Here is a 12,538-nt window from a genome sequence, read left to right as displayed (position 1 = left end):
TAAGGCAAAAAACCATGCTAGCGATTTCATCCGATGAAAAACAGGGCTGTAATGGCTATTGCCGTTGCGCGGGCTTGAAGCGCAACAAACGGTTAGCGTTGCTCACCACGGTAATTGATGACAGCGCCATCGCCGCGCCCGCGACAATCGGGCTCAGCAGCATGCCGGTAAATGGATAGAGCACGCCCGCCGCAATTGGAATCCCCAGGCTGTTATAAATAAAGGCACCCAACAGGTTTTGCCGCATATTGCGCAGTGTGGCGCTGGAGATCGACAGCGCATCGGCGACGCAGTGCAGATCGTTTCGCATCAACGTCATGGCGGCGGTTTCTACTGCCACATCGCTGCCGCCGCCCATGGCAATGCCGACATCGGCTTGTGCCAGCGCGGGCGCATCATTGATGCCATCGCCGACCATCACCACTTTGCGACCTTGCTGCTGCAATTTCGTAATCGCCTGCGCTTTGCCATCCGGCAACACGCCGGCAATCACTTCATCAATACCGGCTTCGGCGGCAATCGCCTGCGCGGTTTTCTGGTGATCGCCGGTCAGCATAATCAGGCGATAACCTTGCTGATGCAGACGCTGCAGCGCCGCTTTGCTCTCCGGACGCAAGCTGTCACGCAGCGCGATCAATCCCAGTAGCTGCTGATTATCGGCCAGCAGCACCGGCGTTGCGCCTTGTGCGGCGAAGCGTTCGATGTCGGCCTGCGCGGCGCGATAATCAATCTGCTGCTCATCCAGCAGCGCCTGATTTCCCAGCAGCAGCGTTCTGTCGGCCACTGTAGCGCTGATACCTTTGCCGCGTATTGTACGAAATTGCTTAACCGCTTCGGCATTCACCGCTGGCGCAGCATCGAGGATCGCTTTAGCCAGCGGATGGCTGGAGCCTTGCTCCATCTGCGCCGCCGCGCTGAGCACCTGCTCGCGATTCCAGTCGCTATATAGCACGACATCACTGACCTGCGGTGTGCCGCGTGTCAGGGTGCCGGTTTTATCAAACACAATGGTATCGACTTCGCTGGCCCGCTGAAGCGCATCGGCGTCACGCACCAGCACGCCCAGCTCTGCGGCGCGTCCGACGCCTGCAATCACCGACATCGGCGTGGCTAAACCCAAAGCGCAAGGGCAGGCGATGATCAGCACTGTCGTCACAATCACCAGCGTGTAAGCCAGCTGCGGCTGCGGACCCGCCAGATACCAAATCAAACCACTTAGCAGCGCGATCGCCACCACCACCGGTACAAACACTGCGGAGATACGGTCGGCCAGCCGGCCAATATCCGGTTTGCTGCTTTGCGCCTGGCGCACCAGATTGATGATGCGCGCCAGCGTAGTGTGGCTGCCGGTGGCGCGCGCCACAAAGTGCAGCGTGCCGTCTTGCACCAGCGTACCAGCAAAGATTTTGTCGCCCGGCTGTTTGGCCTGCGGCACCGCTTCACCGGTCAGCATCGCTTCATCCAGCCAGGCTTCGCCGCTGGCAACGTTACCGTCCACCGGTACGCGATCGCCGGTGACCAGTTTCAGCGTCATGCCGGACTGAACCTCGCTAAGTGGCAGCAGCGTTTCACCCTGATCGCTGATGACCCGCGCCTGCGCCGGGGTTAAATCCAGCAGACGTTCCAGCGCCTTCGAGGCGCGCTGGCGTGCGCGCTGCTCCAGCGCGTGGCCAAGATTGATCAGGCCAACGATCATCACGCTGGCTTCGAAATAGAGATGACGCGCCTGATGCGGGAAGAATTCGGGCCACAGGGCGACGCTCATCGAGTAGAGCCACGCCGCGCCGGTTCCCAGCGCCACCAGCGTGTCCATGGTGGCTGTGCCGTGACGCAAACTGCGCCACGCGCTGCGATAGAAGTGGCCGCCGGCCATCACCATCACCAGCAAGGTAATCACGCCGAGTGTGCGCCACAGCGTTTGGTTATCTGCGCTCAGCATCATGTTGTCGCCGAGCATGCCCCAAATCATCATCGGCACGCCGAGCAGCAACGCCAGCGCCGATTGCCAGCTAAAACGGCGCATAGCGTGCTGCGCGCTGACCTGCTGGCGTTCGCGCCGGATTTGTTCGTCATCGATCACTTCGGCGGAATAACCGGCCTCATCGACCGCGCTCACCAGCGCTTCGGCGCTTGCATCGCCGATGATCAGCGCGCTGCGCTCACCGAGATTGACGCGTGCCTGACTGACGCCCGACACCTTTTGCAGCGCCTGTTCCACGCGACTCACACAGCTGGCGCAGCTCATGCCGCCAATCAGTAAGTGATGCACAGGAAGATCGGCTTCAGTGGAGGGTGCCGGTTGCGACTCCGTTGTCAGCGCCTCCGGCGGCGGCTCTGTAGCTGTCAACGGATCAGGCTTTGGGCTGGTTGCGCCGTCTTTCAGCACCGCGTGATAACCGGCTTGTTCAACCGTAGCGATTAGATCGCTGGCGCTCGCCGCGCCGCTGACGCGCGCTTCTTGCTGCGTGACGTCGGCCTGTTCAACATCGCTGCGCTGCTCCAGCGCTTCTTTGACGCGTTTAACACAGTGGCCGCAGGACAAGCCGTCCAGCGCCAGTAGTTGGCTGTGTGACATGGTTAACTCCTCAGGTAATGATTTTGACTGCATGCAAAATTTGCATTAGAACTAAAGCCTAAACCTTCCCCTGAATGGAAGGTCAAGGGGGAAAAATGAACATCAGCGATGTGGCAAAAAAAACCGGACTCACCAGCAAAGCGATTCGCTTCTACGAAGAGAAGGGCGTAGTGACGCCGCCCTCGCGCAGTGACAATGGTTATCGTCATTACGCAGCGCACCATATTGATGAGCTGAATCTGCTGCGTCAGGCGCGTCAGGTGGGATTCACGCTGGAAGAGTGCCGTGAACTGGTGACGCTGTTCAACGATCCCGCGCGCCACAGCGCCGATGTCAAAGCGCGCACCTTGCAGAAAGCCGACGAGATTGCTGCGCACATTGAAGAGTTACATGCGATGCGCGCGCGCTTGCTGAAGCTGGCGGAGGCTTGCCCGGGCGATGACAGCGCCGAGTGCCCGATCATCAATCACCTGGCCGGTTGCTGCCATCACGCCGATGGAAAGCGCGGCTGAATCATCAGCGTGATGCCAACCACGCCGGTGACAATCACTGGCGTGCCCGCAGGCAGATCGCTATCCGCCTGCACACGCCAGCTGCTGTCGCCGATGCGCACGTGACCAAGGCCATTTTTAAGCGCGTTATCCAGCGTCAGCTGCATGCCCATTAACTGATTGCCGCGTTGGTTAAGCGTGTTGGCGACCTGCGACGATTCGCGATAGCGCATCCAGCGATGCCAGAAAAACGCGCTGAGCAGCGTCATCACCGCAAACACAATGCCCTGGCTGGTCCATGATATGGGAAACAACCATTCGATCAGCGCCACCGCGACGGCGGCTAAGCCACTCCACAGCAGATAACCGCTGGTGCCGAGCATTTCGGCGGCCAACAGCAGGCCGCCCAACGTCAGCCAGAACCAATGTGGATGCGCAATCAGCTCCATCAGGATCATGGTCGGCGCTCCGTCCGGCTCTCCTTCAGCAACTCACTTATACCGGCAATTGAACCGAGCAGGCTGCTGGCGTCCAGCGGCATCATCACCACTTTGCTGTTGTTGGCTTCGCCAATTTTTTGCAGCGCGTCGGTGTATTTCTGCGCCACGAAGTAGTTCACCGCCTGAATATCGCCGGCGGCTATCGCTTCGGAGACCATGCGCGTTGCCGTGGCTTCCGCTTCCGCCTGACGCTCACGGGCTTCGGCTTGCAGGAAGGCGGAGGTGCGTTCACCTTCGGCTTTGAGGATCTGCGACTGCTTGTCGCCTTCGGCGCGCAAAATCGCCGCCTGGCGTACGCCTTCGGCGGCAAGGATGTCGGCGCGCTTAGTACGTTCCGCCTTCATCTGCGCGTTCATCGCGGCGATCAACTCCTGCGGCGGGCGCACATCGCGGATTTCAATACGGGTGATTTTCACGCCCCACGGATTGGTGGCTTCATCGACGATATGCAGCAGACGCGTGTTGATGTTGTCGCGCTGCGACAGCATCTCATCCAGCTCCATGCTGCCGAGCACGGTGCGGATGTTGGTCATGGTCAGATTGAGGATCGAGAGTTCAAGATTGCTGACTTCATAGGCGGCGCGCGCCGGATCGACAACCTGGATAAAGCACACTGCATCAATAGTGACGTTGGCGTTGTCTTTAGAGATGATTTCCTGGGAAGGGATGTCGAGTACCTGCTCCATCATATTGATTTTGCGACCAATGCGATCCATGAACGGCACAAGCAGATTGAGGCCAGGCTCCAGCGTTTTGGTATAACGGCCAAAGCGTTCTACCGTCCACTGATAGCCCTGTGGAACAATTTTTACACCGGCCCACACGGTAACGAGTGCGAGCACAATGATGACGGGAATGACCGTTAACATATAACCTCCTGGCTGTCAGATTGTCGGGCCGAGTCGTTCGGCCCGTTTAACGCGCGGTACCGATCAGTACAGCAGCGAGTAAAGCTGGCGGCGATAGCGCGTGGCGAGGGTGTCGCCGGTGCCGAGTGCGGCCAAAATCTCCTGGAACATTTTACGCACCTGGCCGTCACCGACGCTGAGATCGCTTTTCAGGAAGCTGAACAACAACTCCAGCGCTTCCTCATTGCGGCCAACCTGATGCAGCTGTAACGACAGTTTAGCAGCCAGCTCAGCATTGGTTGGATCGCTGGCTAACTGCTCCTGCAACAGCTGAATTTCTGGTGTGTCGGCGGCCTGCTTTAACAGGTCGATTTGCGAAACCAGGCTTTGATAGCGCGTGTCCTGATCCTGCAACGGCACCGCATCCAGCACGGTTTCTGCTTCGTCGCTGCGGTTCAGGGTGATCAGCACTTCCGCCAGCAGGAAACCAATTTCGCTGTTTTTGTTGCTCAGCTGCCAGGCGTCTTTCAGCAGCGGCAGCGCTTCCAGCGGTTTGCCTTCGTGCATCAATTGCATCGCCTGCTGCGCTTTAACCTCTTCTTCACGCGGCAACACTTTTTGCAGCAGGGCGCGAATCGCCTCTTCCGGCTGTGGTCCCTGGAAGCCATCCACCGGCTGACCGTTCTGGAACAGGTAAACGGTTGGAATGGAGCGCAGGCCAAACTGCGATGCCACCATCTGCTCTTTATCGCAATCCAGCTTCGCCAAAATAAACTGACCCGCATACTCCTGCGCCAGGCGATCCAGCACCGGCGTCAGTTCCAGACAGTGCTGACTGCGTTCGGACCAGAAATAAAACAGCACCGGCAGCTGCATCGACTGTTCTAAGGTCTGCTGCAGGTTGGATTCGTTGATGTCGATAGTCAAAGCGTGTGACATGAATACGTCTCTTGTCAGAAAGTGTGTTGAGGATATGGGGGCAAGCTGCCCCGGTTCAAGTTTGATTCTGCGTTGCAGCTTAGTTGCTGCGCAAAATGCGATCCAGTATCCAACCTGGCAACAGACGTTTCAGCAGACTCATCGCCCAGGCGACCAGCGTCACTGGATAGCGCAGACGCGGATGTTTGCTCTCTAACGCGTGGCGCAGCTTTGGCAGAATCGCTTCCGGCGGCAGGGTAAAACGCGCGGCGATGCCCGGATTGCGTACCGGTTTGTCCTGCTGGCCCTGATGCACGTTATCGGTGAAACGGGTGCTAATCGGGCCCGGCTCAATCAGGCTAACGCGCACGCCTGAGTCGCGCACTTCGAGACGTAGCGCATCGCTCCAGGCTTCCAGCGCCCATTTGCTGGCGGCATAAGCACCACGACCCGGCGTTGAGATCAGTCCCAGCACCGAGCTGGTATTGACGATGCGCCCGTTACCGCTGGCTTGCAGCGCGGGCAGCAGGCGCATGGTCAGTTGATGAGTGCCAAACAGGTTGGTGGAAAACTGCTTTTCTAACTGCTGACGCGAAACGCTGCTGAGCGGCCCATATTGACCAAAACCGCCGTTGTTAAATAGCGCATGCAGGCGATGATCGGTGAGTTCCAGCACGCGGTCGGCGGCGGCATCGACGCTGGCGGCATCATCCAGATCCAGCTGCACGCCAATAAATCCCAGCGCTTCCATGCGCGCCACATCGTCGGCGCGGCGACAGGCGGCCAGCACGCGGTAGCCGCGCGATAAAAGGTCGTTCGCGGCGACCAAACCAATGCCGCTTGAGCAGCCGGTGATGAGAATTGTTCTTTGCATTTTTTTACCCGTTAAAATCACACGTCTGTATTAATCATGCTTTACTAACGGAGCCAGTTCGGTCGCCATCAAATTGGCGATAAACGGCTGTGCATCCGGATTGGGGTGAATTCCATCCTGCTGCATCCACTCCGGCTTCAGGTAGACCTGCTCCATAAAGAAGGGCACCAGAGGAATGTCGTACTGCTGTGCCAGGCGCGGATAAATCGCGCTAAACGCCTCCGTATAACGACGTCCATAATTGGCCGGTAGACGAATCTGCATCAGCAGCGGCTGCGCCTTAGCGGCTTTCACTTCGTCGATCACTTTGGTCAGAGCGGCGGCGATATTCTGCGGCGGGAAACCGCGCAGGCCATCGTTACCGCCCAATTCGATTAACACCCAGCGGGGTTGATGCTGTTTTAATAGGCCCGGTAAACGCGCCAGCCCTTGTCCTGCGGTATCTCCGCTGATGCTGGCGTTCACCACTTTGGGCTGCTGTTGCCACTCTTTATTCAGCAGGCTCGGCCAGGCCGCCGTGGCCGACATGCGATACCCGGCGCTCAGGCTGTCGCCCAATACCAGCAAGGTATCGGCGGCGGCGAGTCGGGACACCAGCAGAAGCAATAACAACAGGAAGGGATAATGCCAGCGGAAAACATTGTTGCAGTTCATCATCTTACTAAGTCCGTCGGTCAGGGAGAGCATCAGCTGACCATCCTTACCGGAGTTGAGCTGGTTGTCAAACCAGCTGAGACCATCGCCCTGATTGGCGAGTCCGGCTCTGGCAAATCCACGCTGCTGGGCATTCTGGCCGGACTGGATGACGGCAGCAGCGGCGAAGTGCATCTGCTTGGCCAGCCGCTGCACAGCATGAACGAAGAGCAGCGAGCGGCGTTGCGCGCACGCGAAGTGGGCTTTGTATTTCAATCCTTTATGCTGGTGCCGACGCTGAACGCGCTGGAAAACGTGCAACTCCCGGCGCTGTTGCGTGGCGACAGCGATCGCGAAAGCCGTGCGCAATCGGTGGAGTTGCTTACTTTATTGGGCTTGAAAGATCGTCTGCATCATCTGCCGGCCCAACTTTCTGGCGGCGAGCAGCAGCGTGTGGCGCTGGCGCGTGCCTTTAGTGGTCGTCCCGGTTTGCTGTTTGCCGATGAACCCACAGGCAACCTTGATCGTAAAACCGGCGATCGCATTGCCGATCTGCTGTTCTCCCTTAACCGCGATTTTGCCACCACGCTGATTCTGGTGACGCACGATGAACAACTGGCGGCGCGCTGCGACCGTCGCTTACGGCTGCGTGACGGCAAGTTGTGGGAGGAGTCATGATTTGGCGCTGGTTCTGGCGCGAGTGGCGTTCGCCCTCGCTACTGATTGTCTGGATGGCGCTCACGCTTGCGGTGGCCTGCGTGCTGGCGCTGGGATCGATCAGCGATCGCATGGAAAAAGGCTTGAGCCAGCAGAGCCGCGACTTTATGGCGGGCGATCGTACGCTGCGAACAACTTCTCCCGCTCCGGAAGCGTGGCTTAACAAAGCGCGTGACGAAGGTCTCTCGGTCAGCAGCCAGCTGCACTTTATGACCATGACCTTCGCGCAAGAGACGCCGCAGCTGGCGGACGTTAAAGCGGTGGATAACGCCTATCCGATGTTTGGTACGCTGCAAACCGATCCGCCAGGCTTGCGTCCACAAGCGGGCACGGTGTTGGCCGCGCCGCGTTTGCTGGCGCTGCTGAATCTGAAAGTGGGCGATAGCGTGGATGTCGGCGACACCACGCTGCGCATTGCCGGTGAAGTGATTCAGGAGCCGGATGGCGGCTTCAATCCGTTCCAGACCGCGCCGCGTCTGCTGATGAATCTGGCTGACGTGGAGAAAACCGGCGCGGTGCAGCCGGGCAGTCGTCTGAGCTGGCGCTATAAATTCTCTGGCGACCCGGCACCGCTGGCGCGCTATGACAGCTGGATCGAACCCCAGCTGAAAGCCGATCAGCGCTGGATCAGCGTCGATAACTCGGAAGACGCGCTGGGCCGCTCGATGCAGCGCGCGCAGCAATTTTTACTGCTCTCGGCCTTGCTGACGCTGATGCTGGCGATTGCTGCGGTGGCGGTGGCGATGAGTCATTACTGCCGCAGCCGCTACGATTTGGTGGCGGTGCTGAAAACCCTGGGCGCAACCCGTAAGGCGCTGCAGCGGCTGATTATCGGCCAGTGGCTGGCGGTGCTGCTGCTGGCGGCGATTGTCGGAAGCGCGTTGGGGCAGGGCATTGAAATGATTCTGCTACTGATGCTGAAACCGGTGCTGCCGGGCGCGCTGCCTGCGGCGAGTTTCTGGCCGTGGCTGTGGGCGATTGGCGCGATGTTTGTGATTTCGCTGCTGGTGGGTTTGCGTCCGTACCGCTTGCTGATGGCGACGCAACCGCTGCGCGTACTGCGTCGGGATGCGGTGGCGAACGTCTGGCCGCTGCGCATCTATCTACCCGCGATGGCGCTGGTAGTGATTGGCTTGCTGGCGTTGCTGATGGGCGGCAGCAAAATGTTGTGGGCGCTGCTGGCGGGCGTGGTGATGCTGGCGCTGCTGCTGGCGTTACTCGGCTGGGGCACCTTGCTGCTGCTGCGTCGGTTGGTGGTACGCAATCTGGCGCTGCGGCTGGCGATTAACCGTCTGCTGCGACAACCGGCAATGACGCTCAGCCAACTGGCAGCGTTTTCGCTGTCATTTATGCTGCTGGCGCTACTGCTGGTGATGCGCGGCGATCTGCTGGATCGCTGGCAACAACAATTGCCGCCGGATAGCCCGAACTATTTCCTGCTGAACATCACCAAAGAGCAGGTGCCGCTGGTGCGTGACTTCCTGAGCGAGCATCAGCTTAAGCCGGAAACCTTCTACCCGATTGTGCGTGCGCGCCTGACCGAACTGAACGGCAAAGAGGCCGATCCCAAACTGGATAACGCGCTAAATCGCGAACTCAATCTGACGTGGCAAGCAGAGCGTCCGGATCACAATCCGCTGATCTCCGGCAACTGGCCGCCGCAGGCCGGTGAAGTGTCGATGGAAGTGGAGCTGGCGGATCGTCTGGGCGTGAAGCTCGGCGATACCTTAACCTTCAGCGGCGACACCCAGCAGTTCAGCGCCAAAATCACCAGCTTGCGTAAGGTGGATTGGGAAAGTCTGCGGCCGAATTTCTTCTTTATCTTCCCGCCGGGCGCGCTCGATCAACAGCCACAAACCTGGCTGACCAGCTTCCGCATGGCGAGCAATCCGGCGCTGCTGGCGCAGCTTAATCGCGCATTCCCGACGCTGAGCCTGTTGGATATCGGCAGCATGATGCGCCAGATCGGCCAGGTGTTGACGCAGGTGAGTCAGGCGCTGGAAGTGATGGTGGTGCTGGTGACGGTGTGTGGCGTGCTGCTGCTGCTGGCGCAGATTCAGGTGGGCATGCGCCAGCGTCGGCAGGAGTTGGTGGTCTATCGCACACTTGGTGCCAGCAAGCGCCTGCTGCGCGGTACGTTGTGGTGCGAGTTTGCGCTGCTGGGCGTGGTGTCGGGGATTGCGGCGGCGCTTGGCGCGGAAGCGGCGCTGTGGGGCTTGCAGCGCAAGATCTTCGATTTCCCGTGGCAGCCAGACTGGACGTTATGGATCGCCTTGCCGATCGGCGGCGCGCTGCTGCTCTCGCTGTGCGGTGCCTGGCTGGGCATTCGTTTATTAAAACAGAAGGCGCTGTTCAGAAGCTTCAGTGCCGGATAAGCAAAACGATTTGTCTTAAATTTAAGTTCTGGTCTGCGTGAGTCGACTCATGAAAGCAGACCAGACTTATTTAAGGCTAAACATGTCATCTCCACTTATCGTCAAATCCGTTGTTGAAATCGGCTGCTGTAAAGTCTGCCAGGGCGAGGCCACGCTGTATGGTGTGACCGATTTCAATACCATCTGTCATTCGGAAAATGCCAGTCGTTACACTTATCCGCTCACCGGCGTGGCGATTTATTATCATCAATGCCAGACCTGTGGTTTGGTGTATACACACGCATGCGATGACTGGACGCCAGCGGATTATGCACAGCATATGTATAACGAGGCTTACGGGCAGTTTGATCCTAACTATGAGATCAATCGACCGATGAGAAATCGCGATCTGATTTTGACGTTATTCAAAAAATATCACGGCAAAAAAATGCTGGATTACGGTGGCGGCACCGGCACGCTGGCGCGCTTAATGCAGGAAGTGGGCATTGATATGGTGGCGTGGGATCCATTTGTGCCCGGCGATTATCCGGAACTGAATTCGTATGAATTTATGACCAGTTTTGAGGTGTTTGAGCACACGCCCGATCCACATAAAACGCTGGCAGAGGTTTCAGGCTTTATGAAACAAGGCGGCGTGTTTTTCTTCAGCACAGCGACCACCGACGAAGTGAGCCACCTTGGTATGACGGACTGGTATATTTCGCCGCGCACCGGACATATTACGATTCATTCGGAAGCGTCGCTGAATGCATTGTTCAGTGCGCATGGGTTCCAGATTACGCATCTGAATCGCTGGAGCCATGTGGCGATGAAGATGGTGGGGTAAAGGGGGCCTGATGCCCTCACCCCGGCCCTCTCCCACAGGGAGAGGGAGATGTTCGCTCGATCGGTTCCCTCTCCCTTCGGGAGAGGGCTAGGGTGAGGGAAAAACAGCTGCACTATAACTTCTCAACCGCCCACGCAATCCCGCTCGCATACGCTTCCGGCAACAACGGCACCAGCGCATTCAAGGCTGACGCAAGGCGCCCACGATCGCTATCGGTCAGATTAAGATGCCCAACCTTGCGGCCTTCGCGCACCTCTTTGTCGTACCAATGCAGATGCACCAGCGGCTGTTGCAGCCACGCCAGATTCACATCGGTACCAATCAGATTCACCATCACCGACGGCGCAAACATCACCGGCTGGGGAAGCGCCAGACCCAGCACCGCACGCAGATGCAGCTCGAACTGGCTGATGGACGCGCCATTCTGCGTCCAGTGACCGCTGTTGTGCACGCGCGGGGCCAGCTCGTTGATCAGCAGACCCTCTGGCGTAATGAAACACTCCATCGCCATCACGCCAACATACTTCAGCTCATGCATGATGGCGCTGAGCATCACTTCCGCCTGCTGTTGCTGTCTGGCATCGGCCTGCGGGAACGCCACGCTGGTGCGCAGAATGCCGTCCTGATGCAGGTTATGCGTCAGCGGATAAAACACCGTGCTGCCATCGTGTCCGCGCGCGCCGACCAGCGATACTTCGCCGCTGAAATTAATGCCCTGCTCAACGATGCATTCGCCGTAGCACTCATCCGGTAGCGCATCGGTTTCATTGGCGCGCAAACGCCACTGACCACGGCCGTCATAGCCGCCGGTACGACGCTTCACAATCGCCAGTTCGCCCAATTTGCTGAACACGTTCGGCCACTCGGCTTTATCGGCCAGCAGCTGCCACGGCGCGGTGGCGAGGTTCAGTTGATCCAGCAGCTGTTTTTGCGTCAGGCGATCGGCCAGACGCGGGAAAATATCGCGATTCACAAAGGCCGGATGGCTCGCCAGTTCGCGGGTTAACGCGGTTTCCGGCCAGCGCTCAATCTCAGCGGTGATCACGCTTTCGGCGATCGGCAGCGCAGAAGGCTCCGCATCCAGACCCACCGGATACACCGCGATGCCCAGCGGTTCACCGGCCTGGCGCAGCATGCGGCCTAACTGACCATTTCCTAATACGCAAACCGGCTTCATGCTTCCTCCCGCGGATCCGGGTTGTTCAGCACTTCATCAGTCTGCGTTTGACGCCAGTTGGCGATGCGCGTTGACAGCGCGCTGTCGTGGATCGCCAGAATCTGCGCCGCCAGCAGGGCAGCGTTAGCGGCACCGGCTTTACCAATCGCCAGCGTTCCGACCGGAATACCGCGCGGCATCTGCACGATGGAGTAGAGGCTATCGACGCCGCTCAGCGCCGCGCTTTGCACTGGCACGCCCAGCACCGGCACCAGCGTTTTCGCGGCCAGCATGCCCGGCAAATGGGCAGCACCGCCGGCACCGGCGATGATCACCTGAAAACCGTTGTCGGCTGCGGTTTCCGCGAAGCTGAACAGTTTGTCGGGCGTACGGTGAGCTGAGACCACTTCAACGTGGAAGGGAACATCCAGGCTGTTAAGAATTTCCTCGGCGAACTGCATGGTAGCCCAGTCACTTTTGGAACCCATGACAATGGCGATACGGGCCGGGGTGGCGTTGGATGACATGCGGTCAACTCCTGTGAATATGCAAACGAACCTGGCCGGGCGGGCAGGCGAAGAAGGGCACAGAGAATAGCATGAGATGGCAGCAAGGAAAACGGTTG

12 protein-coding genes are annotated in these 12,538 nt (G+C 58.8%); 4 read left to right on the top strand and 8 right to left on the bottom strand.

Annotation, left to right across the window (positions count from 1 at the left end):
- Nucleotides 1-55 precede the first annotated feature (55 nt).
- Nucleotides 56-2,575, bottom strand: coding sequence for a copper-exporting P-type ATPase CopA (gene copA / locus PanJK_RS11235; RefSeq protein WP_265299677.1), 2,520 nt, complete (start codon nucleotides 2,573-2,575; stop codon nucleotides 56-58).
- Nucleotides 2,576-2,670: 95 nt separating this feature from the next.
- On the opposite strand from copA, the gene cueR reads away from it, so the two are divergent.
- Complete coding sequence (gene cueR / locus PanJK_RS11230; protein ID WP_265299675.1) at nucleotides 2,671-3,087, top strand: Cu(I)-responsive transcriptional regulator; 417 nt, start codon at nucleotides 2,671-2,673, stop codon at nucleotides 3,085-3,087.
- On the opposite strand, the gene PanJK_RS11225 is transcribed toward cueR, so the two are convergent.
- The 5 genes from PanJK_RS11225 to tesA form a co-directional block, all read right to left on the bottom strand.
- The gene (locus PanJK_RS11225; protein ID WP_008103840.1) at nucleotides 3,063-3,524 is read right to left on the bottom strand and encodes an NfeD family protein; all 462 of its coding nucleotides are present in this window, start codon (nucleotides 3,522-3,524) and stop codon (nucleotides 3,063-3,065) included. The genes cueR and PanJK_RS11225 overlap by 25 nt on opposite strands.
- Nucleotides 3,521-4,435: an SPFH domain-containing protein gene (locus tag PanJK_RS11220; protein ID WP_008103839.1), complete on the bottom strand. Its 915-nt coding sequence runs from the start codon at nucleotides 4,433-4,435 to the stop codon at nucleotides 3,521-3,523. The genes PanJK_RS11225 and PanJK_RS11220 overlap by 4 nt, the downstream gene beginning before the upstream one ends.
- A gap of 63 nt (nucleotides 4,436-4,498) precedes the next feature.
- Nucleotides 4,499-5,353, bottom strand: a complete 855-nt coding sequence (locus tag PanJK_RS11215; protein WP_265299674.1) for a co-chaperone YbbN — start codon at nucleotides 5,351-5,353, stop codon at nucleotides 4,499-4,501.
- 79 nt (nucleotides 5,354-5,432) lie between these two features.
- Nucleotides 5,433-6,206 (bottom strand): SDR family oxidoreductase, encoded by a 774-nt coding sequence (locus PanJK_RS11210; protein WP_061717430.1) that lies wholly within the window; start codon nucleotides 6,204-6,206, stop codon nucleotides 5,433-5,435.
- A 30-nt stretch (nucleotides 6,207-6,236) separates the two neighbouring features.
- On the bottom strand, nucleotides 6,237-6,863 hold the full coding sequence (gene tesA, locus PanJK_RS11205; RefSeq protein ID WP_265299671.1) for a multifunctional acyl-CoA thioesterase I/protease I/lysophospholipase L1: 627 nt from the start codon (nucleotides 6,861-6,863) through the stop codon (nucleotides 6,237-6,239).
- Between tesA and ybbA the strand changes: the two genes are divergently transcribed.
- The 3 genes from ybbA (at nucleotide 6,831) to PanJK_RS11190 (ending at nucleotide 10,757) form a co-directional block, all read left to right on the top strand.
- Nucleotides 6,831-7,517, top strand: coding sequence for a putative ABC transporter ATP-binding protein YbbA (ybbA, locus tag PanJK_RS11200; protein ID WP_008103831.1), 687 nt, complete (start codon nucleotides 6,831-6,833; stop codon nucleotides 7,515-7,517). The genes tesA and ybbA overlap by 33 nt on opposite strands.
- Entirely contained in the window at nucleotides 7,514-9,931 is a 2,418-nt protein-coding gene (gene ybbP / locus PanJK_RS11195; RefSeq protein WP_265299668.1) for a putative ABC transporter permease subunit YbbP, read from the top strand. The genes ybbA and ybbP overlap by 4 nt, the downstream gene beginning before the upstream one ends.
- Before the next feature lie 82 nt (nucleotides 9,932-10,013).
- Nucleotides 10,014-10,757 (top strand): class I SAM-dependent methyltransferase, encoded by a 744-nt coding sequence (locus PanJK_RS11190; RefSeq protein WP_265299666.1) that lies wholly within the window; start codon nucleotides 10,014-10,016, stop codon nucleotides 10,755-10,757.
- 112 nt (nucleotides 10,758-10,869) lie between these two features.
- Here PanJK_RS11190 and purK read toward each other — a convergent pair whose 3' ends face one another.
- Nucleotides 10,870-11,934 carry a 5-(carboxyamino)imidazole ribonucleotide synthase gene (purK, locus tag PanJK_RS11185; RefSeq protein WP_256695843.1) on the bottom strand — a complete coding sequence of 355 codons (1,065 nt, stop codon included), beginning with the start codon at nucleotides 11,932-11,934 and terminating at the stop codon, nucleotides 10,870-10,872.
- Nucleotides 11,931-12,440: a 5-(carboxyamino)imidazole ribonucleotide mutase gene (purE, locus tag PanJK_RS11180; protein WP_256695844.1), complete on the bottom strand. Its 510-nt coding sequence runs from the start codon at nucleotides 12,438-12,440 to the stop codon at nucleotides 11,931-11,933. Before purE ends, purK begins: the two co-directional genes overlap by 4 nt.
- Nucleotides 12,441-12,538: the final 98 nt, after the last annotated feature.

It is taken from the genome of Pantoea sp. JK (assembly GCF_026130245.1).
Taxonomy (GTDB): domain Bacteria; phylum Pseudomonadota; class Gammaproteobacteria; order Enterobacterales; family Enterobacteriaceae; genus Pantoea; species Pantoea trifolii.
The sequence above is the reverse complement of the archived record's forward strand: the minus strand, read 5'-3'. Positions and strand labels throughout refer to the sequence as shown.

Coding starts and splice junctions, on each gene's coding strand:
- purE (WP_256695844.1), bottom strand. CDS start 12,440: ATGTCATCCAACGCCACCCCGGCCCGTATCGCCATTGTCATGGGTTCC.
- ybbA (WP_008103831.1), top strand. CDS start 6,831: ATGCCAGCGGAAAACATTGTTGCAGTTCATCATCTTACTAAGTCCGTC.
- ybbP (WP_265299668.1), top strand. CDS start 7,514: ATGATTTGGCGCTGGTTCTGGCGCGAGTGGCGTTCGCCCTCGCTACTG.
- PanJK_RS11215 (WP_265299674.1), bottom strand. CDS start 5,353: ATGTCACACGCTTTGACTATCGACATCAACGAATCCAACCTGCAGCAG.
- cueR (WP_265299675.1), top strand. CDS start 2,671: ATGAACATCAGCGATGTGGCAAAAAAAACCGGACTCACCAGCAAAGCG.
- PanJK_RS11210 (WP_061717430.1), bottom strand. CDS start 6,206: ATGCAAAGAACAATTCTCATCACCGGCTGCTCAAGCGGCATTGGTTTG.
- copA (WP_265299677.1), bottom strand. CDS start 2,575: ATGTCACACAGCCAACTACTGGCGCTGGACGGCTTGTCCTGCGGCCAC.
- tesA (WP_265299671.1), bottom strand. CDS start 6,863: ATGATGAACTGCAACAATGTTTTCCGCTGGCATTATCCCTTCCTGTTG.
- PanJK_RS11190 (WP_265299666.1), top strand. CDS start 10,014: ATGTCATCTCCACTTATCGTCAAATCCGTTGTTGAAATCGGCTGCTGT.
- PanJK_RS11220 (WP_008103839.1), bottom strand. CDS start 4,435: ATGTTAACGGTCATTCCCGTCATCATTGTGCTCGCACTCGTTACCGTG.
- PanJK_RS11225 (WP_008103840.1), bottom strand. CDS start 3,524: ATGATCCTGATGGAGCTGATTGCGCATCCACATTGGTTCTGGCTGACG.
- purK (WP_256695843.1), bottom strand. CDS start 11,934: ATGAAGCCGGTTTGCGTATTAGGAAATGGTCAGTTAGGCCGCATGCTG.